At 36.0% G+C, this 17,001-nt stretch carries 17 protein-coding genes; 15 read left to right on the forward strand and 2 right to left on the reverse strand.

The annotated features are described in order from the left end of the window. Nucleotides 1-18: 18 nt before the first annotated feature. The 10 genes from phaC to ltrA all read left to right on the forward strand — a co-directional run bounded on the left by phaC (nt 19) and on the right by ltrA (nt 10,263). Nucleotides 19-1,287, forward strand: a complete 1,269-nt coding sequence (gene phaC / locus ACONDI_RS00525) for a class III poly(R)-hydroxyalkanoic acid synthase subunit PhaC (RefSeq protein ID WP_241079548.1) — start codon at nt 19-21, stop codon at nt 1,285-1,287. A 126-nt stretch (nt 1,288-1,413) separates the two neighbouring features. Continuing rightward, nucleotides 1,414-2,157, forward strand: a complete 744-nt coding sequence (gene fabG, locus ACONDI_RS00530) for a 3-oxoacyl-[acyl-carrier-protein] reductase (protein WP_277397826.1) — start codon at nt 1,414-1,416, stop codon at nt 2,155-2,157. Nucleotides 2,158-2,278: 121 nt separating this feature from the next. Continuing rightward, on the forward strand, nt 2,279-3,181 hold the full coding sequence (locus tag ACONDI_RS00535; protein ID WP_241079550.1) for an MBL fold metallo-hydrolase: 903 nt from the start codon (nt 2,279-2,281) through the stop codon (nt 3,179-3,181). 66 nt (nt 3,182-3,247) lie between these two features. After that, nucleotides 3,248-4,096, forward strand: a complete 849-nt coding sequence (locus tag ACONDI_RS00540) for a HesA/MoeB/ThiF family protein (RefSeq protein ID WP_241079551.1) — start codon at nt 3,248-3,250, stop codon at nt 4,094-4,096. Between the two features lie 26 nt (nt 4,097-4,122). Further along, entirely contained in the window at nt 4,123-4,569 is a 447-nt protein-coding gene (locus ACONDI_RS00545; protein ID WP_241079552.1) for a MaoC family dehydratase, read from the forward strand. 28 nt (nt 4,570-4,597) lie between these two features. After that, nucleotides 4,598-5,338 (forward strand): 3-oxoacyl-ACP reductase FabG, encoded by a 741-nt coding sequence (gene fabG, locus ACONDI_RS00550; protein WP_241079553.1) that lies wholly within the window; start codon nt 4,598-4,600, stop codon nt 5,336-5,338. Between the two features lie 86 nt (nt 5,339-5,424). Further along, nucleotides 5,425-6,585, forward strand: a complete 1,161-nt coding sequence (locus ACONDI_RS00555) for a baeRF3 domain-containing protein (RefSeq protein ID WP_241079554.1) — start codon at nt 5,425-5,427, stop codon at nt 6,583-6,585. Between the two features lie 91 nt (nt 6,586-6,676). Further along, nucleotides 6,677-7,585, forward strand: coding sequence for a M23 family metallopeptidase (locus ACONDI_RS00560; RefSeq protein ID WP_241079555.1), 909 nt, complete (start codon nt 6,677-6,679; stop codon nt 7,583-7,585). Nucleotides 7,586-7,636: 51 nt separating this feature from the next. Continuing rightward, complete coding sequence (locus ACONDI_RS00565) at nt 7,637-8,389, forward strand: class I SAM-dependent methyltransferase (RefSeq protein WP_241079556.1); 753 nt, start codon at nt 7,637-7,639, stop codon at nt 8,387-8,389. Nucleotides 8,390-8,835: 446 nt separating this feature from the next. Continuing rightward, nucleotides 8,836-10,263, forward strand: a complete 1,428-nt coding sequence (ltrA, locus tag ACONDI_RS00570) for a group II intron reverse transcriptase/maturase (RefSeq protein WP_241079557.1) — start codon at nt 8,836-8,838, stop codon at nt 10,261-10,263. A 90-nt stretch (nt 10,264-10,353) separates the two neighbouring features. Here ltrA and ACONDI_RS00575 read toward each other — a convergent pair whose 3' ends face one another. Beyond that, nucleotides 10,354-10,533: a hypothetical protein gene (locus tag ACONDI_RS00575; protein WP_241079558.1), complete on the reverse strand. Its 180-nt coding sequence runs from the start codon at nt 10,531-10,533 to the stop codon at nt 10,354-10,356. 127 nt (nt 10,534-10,660) lie between these two features. Between ACONDI_RS00575 and arcC the strand changes: the two genes are divergently transcribed. From arcC to ACONDI_RS00595, 4 genes are all read left to right on the forward strand, one after another. Beyond that, nucleotides 10,661-11,620 carry a carbamate kinase gene (gene arcC, locus ACONDI_RS00580; protein ID WP_241079559.1) on the forward strand — a complete coding sequence of 320 codons (960 nt, stop codon included), beginning with the start codon at nt 10,661-10,663 and terminating at the stop codon, nt 11,618-11,620. 124 nt (nt 11,621-11,744) lie between these two features. Beyond that, nucleotides 11,745-12,590, forward strand: coding sequence for a hypothetical protein (locus ACONDI_RS00585; RefSeq protein ID WP_241079560.1), 846 nt, complete (start codon nt 11,745-11,747; stop codon nt 12,588-12,590). A gap of 54 nt (nt 12,591-12,644) precedes the next feature. Further along, nucleotides 12,645-13,475 carry an ATP-dependent sacrificial sulfur transferase LarE gene (gene larE, locus ACONDI_RS00590; RefSeq protein ID WP_241079561.1) on the forward strand — a complete coding sequence of 277 codons (831 nt, stop codon included), beginning with the start codon at nt 12,645-12,647 and terminating at the stop codon, nt 13,473-13,475. Between the two features lie 545 nt (nt 13,476-14,020). Beyond that, nucleotides 14,021-15,049 carry a PTS sugar transporter subunit IIC gene (locus ACONDI_RS00595; protein WP_241079562.1) on the forward strand — a complete coding sequence of 343 codons (1,029 nt, stop codon included), beginning with the start codon at nt 14,021-14,023 and terminating at the stop codon, nt 15,047-15,049. Between the two features lie 82 nt (nt 15,050-15,131). On the opposite strand, the gene ACONDI_RS00600 is transcribed toward ACONDI_RS00595, so the two are convergent. Then, nucleotides 15,132-15,350: a YjfB family protein gene (locus tag ACONDI_RS00600; RefSeq protein WP_241079563.1), complete on the reverse strand. Its 219-nt coding sequence runs from the start codon at nt 15,348-15,350 to the stop codon at nt 15,132-15,134. Nucleotides 15,351-15,589: 239 nt separating this feature from the next. Between ACONDI_RS00600 and ACONDI_RS00605 the strand changes: the two genes are divergently transcribed. Then, a complete protein-coding gene (locus tag ACONDI_RS00605; RefSeq protein WP_241079564.1) occupies nt 15,590-16,984 on the forward strand; it encodes an NfeD family protein in 1,395 nt (464 codons plus the stop codon). The last annotated feature ends 17 nt before the right edge of the window (nt 16,985-17,001 follow it).

The raw sequence follows: 17,001 nt of genomic DNA on the forward strand, positions 1-17,001 counted from the left end.
GTGAGGTGAATGTAATTAATGTTTTTTCCGATTGACTATAAAAAATCCATGGAAGAATTAGTGGATTTGAATAAAAAAATGATTAAAGGTACTGATATTATGCTTTCTCTTGAAAAGAAAGATGTAGATGTTGCTCCAACCCCAAAAGAACTTATCTATCAAGAAGATAAAATGAAACTATATCATTATAAGCCAATAAAAAAGGATGTAAACACCATCCCAACAGTGATTGTCTATGCCCTTGTAAATCGCCAGTATATGATGGACCTTCAAGAAAAGAACAGTGTAATAAAAAGATGGTTAGAACTGGGATTAGATGTTTATATAGTAGACTGGGGTTATCCGGACAAATCAGATAAATATATAACAATGGAAGACTATATTTATGGTTACATGGATAATGCTATAAACAAAGTAATGGAAATAAATAATGTAGATGAAATCAACTTACTTGGAGTTTGTCAGGGTGGAACTTTTAGTGCTATATATTCTGCGCTTTTCCCAGAAAAGATCAAAAATCTAGTTACAATGGTGGCACCTTTTGACTTTGATACAAAAGATGGACTTTTATTTCACTGGAGTGACTACATGGATGTAGATAACTTAGTAGATGCTCATGGTGTTATTCCAGCAGATTTTATGAATTTTGGGTTTTTGATGTTAAGGCCTTTTAGTTTGACTATGGATAAATATGTTGGATTTTTAGATAATGCTGATAATCCAGAAGTGGTTAAAGATTTTCTGAGGATGGAAAGGTGGATTTTCGATAGCCCAGATCAAGCTGGTGAAGCTTTTCGAAAATTCATCAAGGAGCTTTATCAGGAAAATAAGCTAATCAAAAATGAGCTGCAGCTTGGTGGCCGCACCGTAGATTTAAAAAATATTGATATGCCCCTTTTAAATGTTTATGCTGAAAAAGATCACCTTGTTCCACCTGCGGCAAGTAAGCCATTAAATGATGTAGTTTCTAGTAAAGACAAAGAATTAGTATCTATTAAAGGTGGTCACATAGGAATCTATGTAGGTTCAAAATCTCAAAAAGAGGTGGCGCCTAAGGTTGCCGACTGGTTAAATGAGCGTTCTACAAAAAAAACAACAAAAAAATCAAGTTCTAGCGCTAGTTCTAGTGGAAGTTCAAGTAAGGCAAAATCTACTTCAAGCAAATCCACTTCAAGTAAATCAAGTTCTAGCAGCAGTAAATCTACGAGTACAAATAGTTCTACTAGCAAAACTAGTTCAGGTAGTAAATCTTCAAGTTCCAAGAAAGGTAGTGAGGAGGAAAAGTGATAGTAACGTAGGGTGAGTTTGGCAGTTAAATATTTTATTAAATAAATTGATTTTCTAAAAAAGATTTCATGAGGAGGTTAATGCAAGATGGCAGTTTTAGAAAGAGTTGACTATAGTCTTCGCCCGATGCCTTTGGAGGATAAGGTGGCGATTGTAACCGGAGGAGCAAAGGGAATTGGTGCAGCTGTCTCAGAGCAGCTTGCTACCTTAGGTGCAAAGGTGGTTGTTAACTATAATAGTAGTTTTAAAGAGGCGGAGAAGATAGTTAACAAGATGAAAAGTAAAGGAGGTCAGGTATGTTGTTTGCCAGGCAATGTAGCTGACGAAGAACACATGGAAAGAATTGCCAAACTAACCCGAGAAAGATTTGACAAGATAGATATACTAGTAAACAATGCTGGTATCACACAGGATAACTTGATGGTTAACATGACTTCTGAAGAATGGCGAAAAGTAGTAGAAACAAACTTAAATGGTGTATTCAATAGTACCCATGCTGTACTGCCTGCAATGAAAGAGCAAAATAGTGGTTGTATAATTAATATGAGCTCAATAATCGGTCAAATGGGTGGAGTAGGCCAGGCTAATTACTCTGCTGCTAAAGCGGGAGTAATTGGCTTTACTAAAACATTAGCCCAGGAGATGGCACGCTATAATATCAGAGTGAACGCGGTATGTCCAGGATTTATAGATACTTCAATGACAGAACAAATACCAGAAAAGGTAAAAGAAAAACTCATGAAGAAAATCCCAATGGGAAGATTCGGAGAAACTCAGGAGGTAGCCAAAACTATAGCTTTTCTAATATTACATGGAACTTATATAACAGGTCAAACGATAAATGTTAACGGCGGAATGTACATGGAATAAAAAATATAGCGAAACACCTTTTCTCTATCTAAATCGAGGAAAGGTGTTTTTTTGTCAAATCAAGTTAGATTAAAAAGATAGATAAAATATGTTATAATTTAGAAAAAGGGGTGGCAAATTAATGCAGTTAAAACATATTAAAGGAAAATGCTTTTATATTCCAAACCCTGCTAATATAGGTGTTATAAAGGGCGAAACTGGTGTAATACTTGTTGATACTGGCTTAGATGACGATACAGGCAGAAAGATCATTAAAACCCTTGAAGAAAATGACTTATCTCCTTCTGCAATAATTAACACACATTCTCATGGAGATCATTATGGTGGCAATTATTTTATCAAAAACAAAACTAATGTCCCGATTTATGCCCCCTTTTTGGAAGCAGATATAATAGAAAATACCTACCTTGAGCCATATTTTTTATTTTCTGGTGCTCATCCTATAAAAGACCTTCAAAATAAATTTCTCATGGGAAAACCAACATGCATAGAAAAAGTCATAAAAGATGAAGAAGCAACGATAGATGGCGTGGAATTAAAGATTTACTTTTTGCCCGGCCATTCTCCAAACCAAATAGGTGTTAAAGTAGACGATGTTTTTTTTATTGGGGATGCTGTTTTTTCTACTGTTGCTCTAAAAAAGCACAAAATCCCTTTTTATATAGATATAGATAAGCAAAAAAACACCCTTGATTTTCTTCGTCAAGTTAATGAAAGTAATGAGTGTGATTACTTTTTGCCTGGACATGGTGAATTATCAGAAGATATTTCCCTTGAAATAGAAGCAAATCAATCAGCAATAAATGATATTGAGAAGGACTTAATCAGTTTACTTAGTGACAAAAAATCTATTGAAGAGACGATGAAGGAGATTTTTTCGAAATATAACATCAAGGTTAAAAGTGTGTATCAGTATTTTTTAATGAAGACAGCAGTTATGGCTTATCTAAGTTATTTCCATCACCTAGGTAAGGTTAGTACAATATTAGATGACGGGTCGTTATACTGGCAATCTTCAGACTAAATAATCAGATGATTAGATAATAAAAATGATCTAATAAATAATTTAAGCGTGTTAGGGGGAGGAAATATGCTAGAAAATGAGTTAAGAAAAAACTGTGTTGAAGAAAAACTAGCAGACAATAGTCCAATCAACCTGTTATCAGTAACAGATGAGGCAAATATTTCTAAAAAAATGAATGTAAGCCACAAAGATATTCAAAAAAAAGCTTTAGAATCAAAGATTTTTCCAACAAGATATTTAAGAAACTATGGTACTGTTGGTTTTGATGGTCAGCTAACACTTCTTAATTCCACTGTAGGGGTAGTTGGGGCAGGGGGTCTTGGAGGGTATATTGTTGAGTTTTTAGCGAGAATGGGAATAGGTAATCTTGTTGTTATTGATGATGATACCTTTGAAGACAACAACCTGAATCGCCAACTTCTTTCGACTGAAGAGAACCTGGCAGAATATAAAACCAGTGCCGTGTCTCCCCGGGTCGATATGCTTAACAAAGGAGTGGATGTAAAAACAATAACTAACAGATTAACTGAAGATAATGGGGAAGAACTGCTTGGGGAATGTGATGTTATTGTTGATGCCCTTGATAATTTGCCATCAAGATATGCCTTAGAAGAAACTGCAAAATCAATGGGAGTGCCGATGGTACATGGCGCGATAGGAGGATTTATTGGGCAGGTTATGACAATTTTCCCTGATGATACAGGTTTGTCGGCTATTTATCCCAAAAAAGAAGATGCTCCTGATAAGCTGATTGAGGTAAGTCTTGGTAATCCAACTGCAACTCCTCCTATGATAGCATCCTGGCAAGTGCAGGAATGTGTTAAGATTTTAACGGGGTTAGGTGAGCCTCTTAGAAACTGTCTTCTTTACTTTGATGCATTAGAGGGTCAGGTAGAAACAATAAAAATAATTTGACTGAACTTAAGAAAGGTGTGTTCATTATGGTTGCTGATAGGTCTTATACATCAATTAATATTGGAGATAAAGAAAGTTTTAGTAAAACAATAAGCGAAAGTGACATATATAATTTTGCAGGAGTTACAGGGGACTTTAATCCTTTACATGTTGATAAAGAATACGCCAAAAATACCAGGTTTAATGACAGGATATCTCATGGGATGCTTTCTGCATCCCTAATATCTACGGTAATTGGAACAAAACTACCTGGAGCAAATACAATATATTTGTCCCAGGATGTAAAATTTGTTGCGCCTGTCTATATAGGTGACACCCTTACTGCTGAAGTAGAAGTTACAGAAAAAAGAGATGATAAACAGATAATTGACCTAAAAACAGTTATATATAATCAAGAGGGTACTATAGTAGTTGATGGTACGGCGAAAGTTATGAAGATGAAAGAGAAAGTTGTAAAAATGACTAGTCAATAATTACTATTTTTGGGGAGGAAAATATTATATGAAACTTAAAGATAAAGTGGCAATTATTACAGGTGGTGGAAGTGGTATTGGCAAAGAGACTGCATTATTATTCGCCAAAGAAGGAGCCAAAATTGTTATAGCAGATTATGAAGAAGAGGCTTCACGACAGACATTAAATGAGATAGTTGATAATGGCAGCAGCGCAATTTTTGTAAAAACAGATGTGAAAGAAATTGAAGAAGTAGAAAAAATGATAGAAAAGACCTTGGAGGAATATGGCGAGGTAGATATCCTTGTTAATAATGCCGGAATTACCAGGGATGGACTACTTAAAGACATCTCTAATGAACAGTGGAATAAAGTGCTAGAGATAAATCTTACCGGAGTTTTTAATTGTACCAAAACTGTTTCACAGGTAATGACAGAAAAGGAAAGTGGCGTGATTATTAATGTTTCCTCAGTAGTAGGGATATATGGTAATGTTGGCCAAACAAATTATGCTGCTACTAAGAGTGGTGTGATAGGTATGACTAAAACATGGGCAAAAGAGCTTGGCAAAAAAGGTGTCAGAGTAAATGCAGTTGCTCCTGGTTTTATAAAAACAAACATGACGGCTAAAGTACCAGAAAAAATATTAAATAAGATGGAGCAAAATGTGCCCCTTGGAAGACTTGGAGAACCTATAGATGTAGCTAAAGTATATTTGTTTTTGGCATCCGATGAAGCGGATTATATCAATGGTGCAGTTATTGAAGTTACAGGAGGACTAACTTTATAATATTATTGGAGAAAGGTAGCTAGCAGTAATGTAATAAAATACATTTATTTACTAAAAATATAACTTCAAGAAAAGAGGTGATAGGGATGATGGAGATTCTTGATCAAAAAACTTTGGAAAATTTGATCAAAAAGAGGGGGGAAGGGCCCTGTGTATCTATTTATATGCCTACTGTAAGGGCTGGTGATGTTAGTCAAAACCCAATAATGTTCAAAAATTTAATTTCAAAAGCTGAGGAAAAGTTAAAAGACAAAAACTTACGGACACCTGAAATCAAAAAGCTATTGGAGCCTGCTGAGAAGTTAGCTGATGACAGTGTTTTTTGGAATAATCAAAGTGAGGGCCTTGTGTTATTTCTCTCTGATGAATTTTTTGAGTATTACAGGATGCCAATAAAATTTGATGAGACTGTAGTGGTTACTGATTCCTTTCACTTAAAACCAATTATTCCTGTGCTGGTTGAAGATGAACAGTTTTATGTTCTTGCACTGAGCCAAAAAGATGCCAGACTTTTACGTGGGACCAGGGACTTTGTAGAAGAGATGGACCTTAGTGATGTAATCAAAAGATTTGAGGATAAGTTTGGGGAAGAGCTACCCGAACAATACTTACAATTTCATACAAGGGCGCCCAAAAAAGGAGAGACCAGGGCGGCAGTATATTTTGGGCACGGTGGAGATATTAGTAGTATTAAGAAGGAAAGGTTGATGCATTACTTCAGATTTTTGGATAACGAACTTTATTCCATGTTATATCATGATGGTTCTCCATTAATACTAGCGTGTGTAGACTCTTTATCACCTCTTTATAGGGAAGCTAACAATTATCCGAATTTAATTGATGATAGGATTAAAGGCAATCCAGAAAAAATAAGCAACGGAGAACTGCATAAAAAAGCCTGGGAGATAATAAACCCTATTTTCAAACAAAAAAGAGAAAAACAAAAAAATCGCTATGATGAACTAAAGGGAACAGGAAAAACTTCAAATGAAATTAGAGAGGTGTTGCCAGCTTCCTTTCAGGGTAGAGTTGAGACACTTTTTGTTCCCTTAGGAGTTAAAGTTTGGGGCAAATATAATTTGGAAAATGATAGTTTAGAAGTTAGAGATAGTGAGCCCATGCCTAATGATGAAGATTTATTTGACCTGGCTGCTGTTGAGACTTACTTAAATAATGGAAATGTTTACGCTGTGAATAGAGATGAGATGCCCCAAAAGGATAAGATTGCAGCGATATATCGATATTAGAAATATATAGAATTTAGACGAAAGTATGGATTTATGTAAGCCGCTGATTTATAATACGAGATATGAATAACTAATAATGGAGGCCATTTTGATGACAAATAAGACTAAGCTCATATTACTTTTGTCAGTTTTTGCTGCATTAATTCTAGCCTGGAATGTAGTAATAGAAGATAACTATCACTTACTTATATCAGAGGAAGAAGATAAAGAAAAAGAGGAAAAAAATATCGAAAAAGTTGACCCAGTAGATAAAAACGACGAAAACGAAGATGGTGAAAAAGAAGATGATGAAATAGAAGATGAACTAGACAATGAAGAAGAAAAAGACACACACAAGGATGAAGCTAAAGAAGATAAAGCAGATGAAAAGAAAGAAGAAAAAGATCAAGATGTAAGTTCATATGATTCTAAATATGAAAGAGAAGAACTTATAGAAAAACTAGAACACCATGAATCCCCCGTTGAAGGGGCTAGTATAACCAGGCGTGAAAGCCAACTGCCAGGTGCACCGCGAGAATACAGGAATGGAATACACGAAGGGGTGGACTACTATCACGGCTTTGTTGATGTTCCAATTGAAATGGGGACCCCTGTACTTGCTTCGGCAGATGGTAAAGTTATAAGAGCAGATCATGATTATCAAGAACTTACTAAAGAAGAGCGTGAAGAGATACTAAATGAAGCTAGAGCTGCTGAGATTACACCTGAGGAGATTTTGGACAAACTAAGAGGGAAACAAGTTTGGATAGAACATGAAGATGGTATTGTTACAAGATACGTTCACCTTGACTCTATCCCTGAGGATATAGAAGAAGGTGTTGAGGTCTTGCAAGGTGAGCATATTGGAGGAGTAGGTAATAGTGGTACAAGCCACGGAGCAGAAGGGACAAACGGTGGAGCGCACCTTCATTATGAGATATGGATAACTGATGATTACTTTCTCGGTAAGGATATGGAACCGATGGAAGCGAGAAATATTTTGGTAGAAATCTTTCAATAATATTTTTCGATAATAATGAAGAAATAATGAAAAATTGGGGACTATAAAGGTATGGATTTTCATGATTACTTGGCTAAATATTACGGCGAACTGTTTAACCCGAGCAAAGACAAAATCGATCTAATAGCAAGATATTTTTCAAACATACCAGGTAATAAAGTTTTGGATATTGGTTGTGGTACAGGTGAGTATATTGAAGGTCTATTAGCTCGTGGATTTGATGTTTACGGAATTGATTTTAGCTACAAGATGGTTGATATTGCTAGATCAAAAGTAACGGGAGATAAAAAAGATTGTATAAAGGTAGGTGACATGAAACAGCCCTATCCTTTTAATTTGAACCTTTATTTTGATGGGATATATTCTATAGGGAATACACTAGTACATTTAGATGATTTGGATCAGGTGAACGCTACTATTGGATTAGCTTATAGTAGACTAAATAAAGACGGTAAACTTCTTATTCAGATTATTAATTATGATCAGCCGGAGGTTTTGTACAAAAAATTCCCAGTACTCGAGGCTGAAGAAGGACTGGTTAAGTTTTATAGAAGCTATGAACCAGCTGATAACCCAAAAGATGTTTACAAAGTTTTATTTAAAACAAAACTAGAACTCACAGAAAAAGAAAGAAATGACAAAAAAGTTTTAGAAGATACTAATAAACTGTTAATGTTAAAAAGAGGCGAACTAGAAAATATTTTAGAAGAAGTTGGATTTAGGGATATAAAATTTTATGGTGATTTTGATTTTAATACATGGAGTAAAACTTCGAACAATACAATAGCACTAGCAACTAAGTAAAAACTGCCCTGTAGCAAAATAGGGCAGTTTTTACTTTTTATTGTGCGCCATGCATGGCGATTAGCTAGGTGGTGCAAGTCCACTATGGGGGTTTGTAGTTACCAACCATTAGCCAAGAGCAAGGGTGCCCACCGTGAGGTGGGATCTGAAGGAAGCTTAAGGCAAAATTCCGACCCAAGGCACACGAACATCATCAGGCACAAGGTATGGGATGAGTTTGCAATACAAAACGAAGTCCAATTAACTACACGGACATACCAGTGTAAATGATGTGGGTACATGGAATGAAAGTTAATCGTCTTACCGTGGGAGGTCTCATGGACGTGGTAAGATGAATTTCGAGCCACGGTTGAAATAAGATTTGTCATGAGAAGTCAGCAGATACCATAGTACTTGATGAGGTCGACATCATCAAGGAAGGGTTGAACCTAGGAGGAGATCAGTAAATGACTGTTACCAACAAAGGAGCGAAGTGCCGCCAACTTCTGACAGGCGAAAGCTGTAAAGAAGGCTCACCGCAGAAGAATAGTGCGGAACACGAAGGATATGCGGGAGTGCACAGTCCTTTAAGGATAACTGAAAACAACATCTCCAATGCAAACTTGTCGAAGGAGAATTTGCTAGAGGAAATTTTGGATAGAGACAACATGAATAAAGCATTCAAGAAAATAAAATCCAACAAAGGCTCTCACGGGACTGATGGGATGAAAGTAGATGAACTTCTACAATATCTCAAAGAAAACGGAGACCACCTCAGGCAAAGAATCCTGGACGGTAAATACCGTCCTAATCCCGTCAGAAGGGTAGAGATACCCAAAGAAGATGGGAAGAAAAGAAAATTAGGCATACCTACAGTGGTAGACAGGGTAATCCAACAAGCAATAGCCCAAGTACTATCTCCAATATATGAGGAGCAATTCTCAGATAGCAGCTATGGCTTTCGTCCTGGACGCAGTACTCACGATGCAATTAAGAAAAGTCAACAAAACATAAATGAAGGATACAAATATGTAGTAGATATGGACTTGGAGAAATACTTTGACACAGTAAACCAGAGCAAATTGATAGAAGTACTATCTAGGACAATAAAAGATGGTCGAGTAATATCTCTTATCAACAAATATCTAAGAGCAGGAGTAATGATAAAGCATAGCTTTGAAGAAACAGAAGTCGGTGTACCACAAGGCGGACCGCTTAGTCCTATTCTTAGTAATATAATGCTTCACGAACTAGACAAAGAACTTGAGAAAAGGGGGCACAGATTCGTCCGCTATGCGGACGACCTGCTAATCTTTTGCAAAAGTAAAAGAAGTGCCAGACGCACCTTGAAGAACATACTACCCTTCATCGAAAATAAGCTATTTCTCAAAGTAAACAAAGATAAAACTGTAGTTGCCTATGTAGGAAAGGTAAGATTTCTTGGGTTTGGCTTTTACAGACATAAAGGAAAAGCCAGATTAAGAGTTCATCTTAAATCAGTTGCAAAGATGAGAACTAGAATAAAAGAACTCACATCTAGAAGTTATGGAATAAGCAACGAAGCCAGAGCAAAGAAACTTAGCCGATACATTATGGGTTGGGTTAATTACTTTAAACTAGCTGATATGAAGAACATGTTAATAAATACTGATAGATGGATGAGAAGGCGTATTCGCATGATTTACTGGAAACAATGGAAGAGAGTGAGAACAAAATTTAAAATGCTCAAATCCCTTGGAGCCAGTAAATATAAGGCATGGGAATACGCAAACACAAGAAAAGGCTACTGGAGAATCTCCAATAGCCCTGTCTTATCCAAATCCCTTGGAAATGATGTAATCAAAGGATTTGGTTTCCTATTCTTTTCGGAATATTATCGACAAGTTAAAGCGTAAACTAGGAACCGCCGTGTACCGAACGGTTTGCTCGGTGGTGTGAGAGGTCGGTAGATAAAATAATTATCTACCTCCTACTCGATTTAGTTTTTATGATTTTAGGTCTTTATTTATCACCGGCCTAAAATTATCAAGCACACCGAGTGCTACGTGTGCAAGACCAAAACCTGTTATTACAGATCCTGTCCTTCCACCAATTAATGCACCAATTCCTGTAACTGCTGCGCCTATCCCGGCTATCCAGATTCCAGTAGAAGTTTTCAGCTGCATTTTCTTCACCTCCTAAGTTTTAGTGTATCGCTGGTAACCTATACTTATGATTTGATTTTAGTAGCTTTTGGATACACTAAATAGAAAATTGAATTTATATTTAATTTTCCAAGGAGGTAATTTATATATGAAACTGGCAATTGCTCTCGGAGGAAATGCACTGATTAGAGACAAGGAAGGAAATTCTTATGGTAAGCAGCTAAATAATATTTGGCTGGCAGTTACACAGTTGGCAGATTTGATCGATAAAGGCTACGATATAATCTTGACTCATGGTAATGGGCCGCAAGTAGGTGATCTAGTGATGCAGAATGAAATCTCTAAAGACCGGGTCCCAGAGATGCCCCTTGATGTTTGCGTTGGAATGACGCAAGGACAGATTGGTTATATGCTTCAGCAGCAATTAATTAACGAATTAAATAAGAGAAAAATTAAAAGAAATGTAGTTAGTCTTGTGACACAAACAGTAGTAGATAAAGATGATCCATTATTTAAAAAAGCTACAAAGCCTATAGGCCCTTTCTTTTCAAAAAGTGAAGCTTATAAATTCATGAGAGAAAAAGGGGAGACTTTGGTTGAGGATTCTGGCAAAGGATGGCGAAAGGTTGTGCCCTCACCTGAACCAATTGACATAATTGAAAAGGAAACTATCAAAAAATTGTTTGAGCAGCTGTATATAGTAATAGCCAATGGAGGAGGAGGTATACCGGTAATTAAAAAAAATGGTGAATATAAAGGTGTAGAAGCTGTGATTGATAAAGATCTGTCCGGAGCTTTGATAGCCGAGATTATAGGAGCGGATTTGTTCTTGGTACTAACTAATGTAGCCTCTGTATCAATCAATTATGGTAGGTCCAATGAAAGAAAATTAGACGATGTTGATGTAGAGGAATTAAAATATTTTGAGCAAAAAGGCCACTTTGGTCAGGGTAGTATGGCTCCTAAAGTGAATGCGGCTATTAATTATGTTGAAAATACGGGTAAAAAAGCGATAATCTCATCTTTAGATGATGTATATTCGGCTCTTCAAGGTAAAACAGGAACCCATGTGAGACTTAGAAAAAAGGTGCCAGAAAGAATAAGATGATAGGAAATAAAATGATGATTTTATAACTAAATGAATTTAATAATAACTTTTTGCTTGTGTAGCCGTCTGTATTTATAGAAAAGTGTGCCAAGTAAAATTTGAGATTTGGGGAGGCTGGCTTTTTATGAAAAAGATTTTGTTAATTAGTATTATGGCTGTTTTAATACTTTTTAGTTCAGTATTTGTTTTGGGAGGATGTGAGGAAGATTTAGAAGACAACAAAACAGAGGACGAGATAAACAATGAGAATGATGAAGAGAACGGTGAGAAAGATGAAAAAGAGAAAGGAAATGGTGCCAAAAACAAAGACAGTAAAGAAAATGGTAAAAGTGAAGGAAGTGACGAAGATAAAGAAAGTGATAGAGGAAAAATTGAATTTGAAAGTTCTGAAGAACTTGTAGAAGAAAACATGGATAGAATTATAGAGGCTCTAGAAGAGAATTGGGAAGTTAAAGGAGGAAAAGATCTTAGCTATCCTGAGGATATTGAAATAGACCCTGATGATTTTGATGAAATTTCATCTACATTTATTTCCCCTGATGAAAATTATGTAGGTTTTGTCCTGCTTGGTCCTTATCATGTTTTGACGGATAGTTCAGCTGCAGGCTTGATTGATCTAAGAACTGATGAGATAATAATAACAAACATTTTTAACTGGCAGTTAGCTATGGATGAGCCACTTTTTGATAATGAGGTTAATTATTTTGCTTATACTGTTGTTGAAGCCTCTAGTGCAGGGAGTCTTCATATTGATAGCATTAAAGAAGAAAAAAATATAAAAACAATCGATAGAGAAAAACTAGATGTGGATGAAGAATTGATAGCTTTTGCTAATTTGGAATGGAATGACGATAATGAGCTGTTGTTTTCGACTTATGATGTCGACTATCAGTTAGATGATATTAAGAAGGAAGACAGTATGATGGAGTGGAAGTATAACCCAGAAGAAGATGAAGTCAAAAAACGTTAAGTCTGAGACATAAAAAAGCTTATTTAGTAATAGTTTTGAAAGGAGAAAGAAACTTTGCAAAAAGATTCCTTGAAAGCTAAAGTTACAATATTAGAAGAAGTACTACACAGTTTGAATAATTTTGTGCTGGCTTTTTCTGGGGGAGTTGATAGTAGTTTACTAGCTGTAATGGCAAAAGAGGTACTTGGTAGGGAGAATTTTTTGGCGGTTACTGCAGCTGCACCAATCTTCCCTCAGTTTGAGATTAATGAGGCAAAAGAATTTGCTGAAATCATTGGTATAAAACACCAATTTGTATACCCTAAAATCCTTGAAAAAGCTAGTTTTGTAGAAAATCCTCCAAATAGATGCTACTATTGCAAAAAAGTTATTGCAGAAGAGCTGTTAAAAATTGCAGCAGAAGAGGGGTATAATCATGTTGTTGATGGCACAAATGCAGAAGATGCTGCAAGTGATTTTAGACCGGGGATAAAAGCTGCAAAAGAATTAAAAATAAAGAGCCCCCTTAAAGATGCTGGTTTTGATAAAGAAGATATTAGACAGTTATCTAAGGAAAAAGGAATTGTCAACTGGGATAAGCCATCAAATGCCTGTCTTGCTTCTAGGGTTCCTTACGGTTCAATAATAACCAGTGAAAAATTATTAAAAATTGAAAAAGCCGAGGATGTTTTAAGAAATCTAGGTACCTTTCAGGTTAGAGTTAGGCATCATGATAATATAGCTCGGATTGAAGTTTCTAGGGAAAACTTTGAAACAATTTTAGAAAACAGTAATAAAATAACTGTTGAATTTAAAAAATTAAACTTTAAATATGTAACACTAGACTTAGAAGGTTATAAAACAGGAAGTCTCAACACAGAGGTAAAAAATGACAGTGAAAAATGAATTAATTAGCTCTTTTTTCAGAAGGAAATCAGATTTTTTGACAGAACTATAATATTACATCAAGATTGGATTGCTCATTATATTCTTAATATTTTTAAAAATATTATTTGAATTAAGGTTAGTTTAAGGGAGGGATCTATCCTGTTTAATAAGGACTCATTTTTTCAGACGGCGTTTGTTTTTGTTGATAGTATTCCTGAATCAAAGGAAAAAGGGGATAAGGAAGAACAAGATTCTAGCAAAGAGGCAGATTTTGATACTATAGAAGAAGGGGAAGTTTTCATGGTTGTAGGTGATAAGCTATATAGATTTTCATTTGATGAGATGATCTAATATGTGATTAGTAAGACTAGATGGAATTTGGGTAGTTTAAATTAGTTCCAAAAGGGTTTATCTTTTGTGCTACAGACAAAAGATAAACCCTTTTTTATAATACAGCTTCTATTTTACAGCGCGCATTTTTTTTGTTAAATTAATATTAACAAAATACAACACTGTATCCAAAATTTTAAATTAAATAGGGGATCGGGGGAGAGCTGTAGAATATGGGAATCTTAGAGTTTTTAGAAAAAAAAGATATACAATTTTCACTTCGTAGATACGGCATAGATGCACTAAGTTATATGGCCCTTGGCCTTTTTGGGACATTAATAATTGGACTTATATTGAGAGTCATAGGTGAAAGAACAGGGATAGGGTTTTTGGAAGAAGTGGTTTGGCCGATGGCCAACGATATGATGGGGCCAGCTATAGCTGTTGCAGTTGCTTATGGTCTCAAAGCTCCGCCGCTTGTTATATTTTCATCTACTGTGTCAGGTATGGCAGGGGCAGATTTAGGAGGGCCTGCAGGTGCTTTGATTGCAGCAATTATTGGAGCAGAATTTGGTAAGCTTGTTTCTAAAGAAACAAAAGTAGATATAATTGTTACCCCGGCAGTGACAGTAATAATGGGAGTGCTGGCAGGAACCCAGATTGGACCTGGAGTTAATTGGGTAATGTTAAGATTAGGAGATTTTATTATGCTTGCGACAGAACTTCAGCCAGTACCAATGGGTATTATTTTGGCAGTTGTTGTTGGGCTTGCTCTTACTTTCCCAATAAGTAGTGTTGCCCTAACCATGATGCTGCAGTTGGAGGGGCTAGCAGCTGGTGCAGCAGCCGTTGGGTGTGCTTCTCAAATGATAGGTTTTGCTATTATAAGTTATCGGGAGAATGGATTCGGAGGCCTTATTGCCCAGGGACTTGGGACCTCTATGCTTCAGATACCAAATATAATCAAAAATCCTTTAATACTTATACCTCCTACAATTACAGCTGCTATTTTGGGGCCTCTTGTTACTACAGTTTTTATTATGACTAATGGACCGGAAGGAGCAGGGATGGGCACAAGTGGACTTGTAGGACAATTTGGAGCCGTTGCGGCTATGGAAGGGATGAATCTAGGTGGACCTGATATGTTTATTAAAATAGCCATGTTTCACTTTGTGTTGCCTGCTCTTATCAGTCTTATTATAGGCATTACAATGAAGAAAACAGGATTGATTAAAGAAGGTGACCTAAAATTAGACGTATAAACGATGTATAAACAAAAAACTTCCAGCTGGCTCAGGAAGCAAACTGAAAGTATATTTTATAAAAATATAAAGTGTTTTTATTCTATACATTGATATCTAAGTTACTACCAAGATGAGGGTTAACTAAGGAATCTAGCTCTTTAATTTGATCCACAGTTGCGCTATCTAGTAAGTCCAAAAACTGATCTTTTGAATTTTCCATAAGATCCATGGACATCTTGGTGATAGAAGCATTGACCTCCCTATGAAGTTCGGCCTGGCTTAGAGCAGTAGACAGTGCAGGTATATCCATTTCATTCATCCCCTTATCTCCTTATTAGCTTTAGTATAAAATACCTCAATCTTTATACCTTACTACCCAATATCACAATCTGAGTTCTAGTGTTAGTTATAGTTATTTTAATTGTAATATTATTACTTCATTACTTCTAACTTGGACTTTTTAAATCCTTCTTTTGGTTAAACTTTTTTAATAAAACGACAGAGATTTTTTAAAGACTAAATATAAAGTAAGTAATTAATCCACGGGAGTGAGTTTACTTGAGAGACCAATTTAGACTAATGAAGATTACAGTTACATTATTAATTATTTGTGGTTTGCTTGCATCAAGTATTTTCAGCAGTAATACTCTTATAGCAAACAATGAGAACGATGTTGTAAATACTGATGAAAATTCTCGAGAATTTGATTTGGTTGTTATTCCCATTGAAGGGACAATAACGGCAGGCACGACAAACTTTTTGGAATCAAACTTAGAAAAAGCAATAGAAGGTGAAGCGGATGCAGTATTATTAAAGATCAACACTCCCGGAGGCTTAGTGGATGCTACTATGGATATAATAGAAAAGATGTTAAATTCTCCCACCCCTATAATTACCTACGTATCACCTTCTGGTGCTATAGCAGCATCAGCGGGAAGCTTAATAATGTCTGCAGGCCATATAGCTGCTATGGCACCGGGGACTACCGTTGGAGCTGCTATGCCGGTGACAATGGCACCAACAGGAGAAGAACCACAGCAAGCCGATGAAAAGACTGTAAATTTTTTGGCTGAATATGCTGAGAGCATCGCAAGAGAAAGAGGTAGACCAGAAAATATAGCCAGAAGATTTGTGACAGAAAATTTGACTTTGAGTGATAGTACTGCAGAAGAAAAAGGGTTTATTGATGTTAGGGCTGCCAATATGACAGGTCTATTAGAGATGCTTGACGAGAAAGAGATAACAGTTAATGGCGAAGATGTCACTTTGTTAACAGAAAACGCCAATATAAAGGAAGTCGAAATGGACACCAGGGACAGACTCATTCATTTTGTTAGTAACCCTCAAATAGCGTTTTTGCTTTTCTTAATCGGGTTGTACGGCATTATATTTGGTCTTAATATGCCAGGAACTTTTATTCCAGAAGTAGGAGGAGCCATAGCTTTAATTCTTGCTTTATTTGGTCTTGGCATGTTTGAAGTTAACACCCTTGGTTTGATTTTAATAGTTTTATCAGTAGCTTTTTTTATCATAGAAGTGTTTACCCCGACTTTTGGAGTTATGACGACCTTTGGAGTGATCACATTAATAATAGGAGGATTAATGCTTCCCTTTGAACCTATGCTACCTACGGAGTGGTTTAGGGCTTTTAGGTTAACTGTAATAGGTATGGGCCTTGCTACAGGAGGGTTCTTCTTCTTTGTTATTGCTAAAGTTGTTAAGTTAAGAAAGAAAGAACCGTATATGACTAAGCACGGCATGTTAGGTTATACGGGAAAAGTAATTAAGGAATTGGCTCCAGAGGGTCTTGTCAAAATAAGAGGAGAATTATGGCGGGCAAGGAGCAAATCCGGGGAAATAATACCTATAGACGTTGAAGTAACTGTAAAGGAGGAAGACGGGATAGTTTTAGTTGTTGATAAAATAGGAAAAAACACACAAAGGGAAGATTAAAAATATGATTAAATCAG

The organism is Natranaerofaba carboxydovora, from assembly GCF_022539405.1.
Taxonomy (GTDB): domain Bacteria; phylum Bacillota; class Natranaerobiia; order Natranaerobiales; family Natranaerofabaceae; genus Natranaerofaba; species Natranaerofaba carboxydovora.

What these genes read in the sequence shown, in the direction of transcription:
- phaC (WP_241079548.1), top strand. Translation starts at nt 19, where the DNA reads ATGTTTTTTCCGATTGACTATAAAAAATCCATGGAAGAATTAGTGGAT.
- fabG (WP_277397826.1), top strand. Translation starts at nt 1,414, where the DNA reads ATGCCTTTGGAGGATAAGGTGGCGATTGTAACCGGAGGAGCAAAGGGA.
- ACONDI_RS00535 (WP_241079550.1), top strand. Translation starts at nt 2,279, where the DNA reads ATGCAGTTAAAACATATTAAAGGAAAATGCTTTTATATTCCAAACCCT.
- ACONDI_RS00540 (WP_241079551.1), top strand. Translation starts at nt 3,248, where the DNA reads ATGCTAGAAAATGAGTTAAGAAAAAACTGTGTTGAAGAAAAACTAGCA.
- ACONDI_RS00545 (WP_241079552.1), top strand. Translation starts at nt 4,123, where the DNA reads ATGGTTGCTGATAGGTCTTATACATCAATTAATATTGGAGATAAAGAA.
- fabG (WP_241079553.1), top strand. Translation starts at nt 4,598, where the DNA reads ATGAAACTTAAAGATAAAGTGGCAATTATTACAGGTGGTGGAAGTGGT.
- ACONDI_RS00555 (WP_241079554.1), top strand. Translation starts at nt 5,425, where the DNA reads ATGATGGAGATTCTTGATCAAAAAACTTTGGAAAATTTGATCAAAAAG.
- ACONDI_RS00560 (WP_241079555.1), top strand. Translation starts at nt 6,677, where the DNA reads ATGACAAATAAGACTAAGCTCATATTACTTTTGTCAGTTTTTGCTGCA.
- ACONDI_RS00565 (WP_241079556.1), top strand. Translation starts at nt 7,637, where the DNA reads ATGGATTTTCATGATTACTTGGCTAAATATTACGGCGAACTGTTTAAC.
- ltrA (WP_241079557.1), top strand. Translation starts at nt 8,836, where the DNA reads ATGACTGTTACCAACAAAGGAGCGAAGTGCCGCCAACTTCTGACAGGC.
- ACONDI_RS00575 (WP_241079558.1), bottom strand. Translation starts at nt 10,533, where the DNA reads ATGCAGCTGAAAACTTCTACTGGAATCTGGATAGCCGGGATAGGCGCA.
- arcC (WP_241079559.1), top strand. Translation starts at nt 10,661, where the DNA reads ATGAAACTGGCAATTGCTCTCGGAGGAAATGCACTGATTAGAGACAAG.
- ACONDI_RS00585 (WP_241079560.1), top strand. Translation starts at nt 11,745, where the DNA reads ATGAAAAAGATTTTGTTAATTAGTATTATGGCTGTTTTAATACTTTTT.
- ACONDI_RS00595 (WP_241079562.1), top strand. Translation starts at nt 14,021, where the DNA reads ATGGGAATCTTAGAGTTTTTAGAAAAAAAAGATATACAATTTTCACTT.
- ACONDI_RS00600 (WP_241079563.1), bottom strand. Translation starts at nt 15,350, where the DNA reads ATGAATGAAATGGATATACCTGCACTGTCTACTGCTCTAAGCCAGGCC.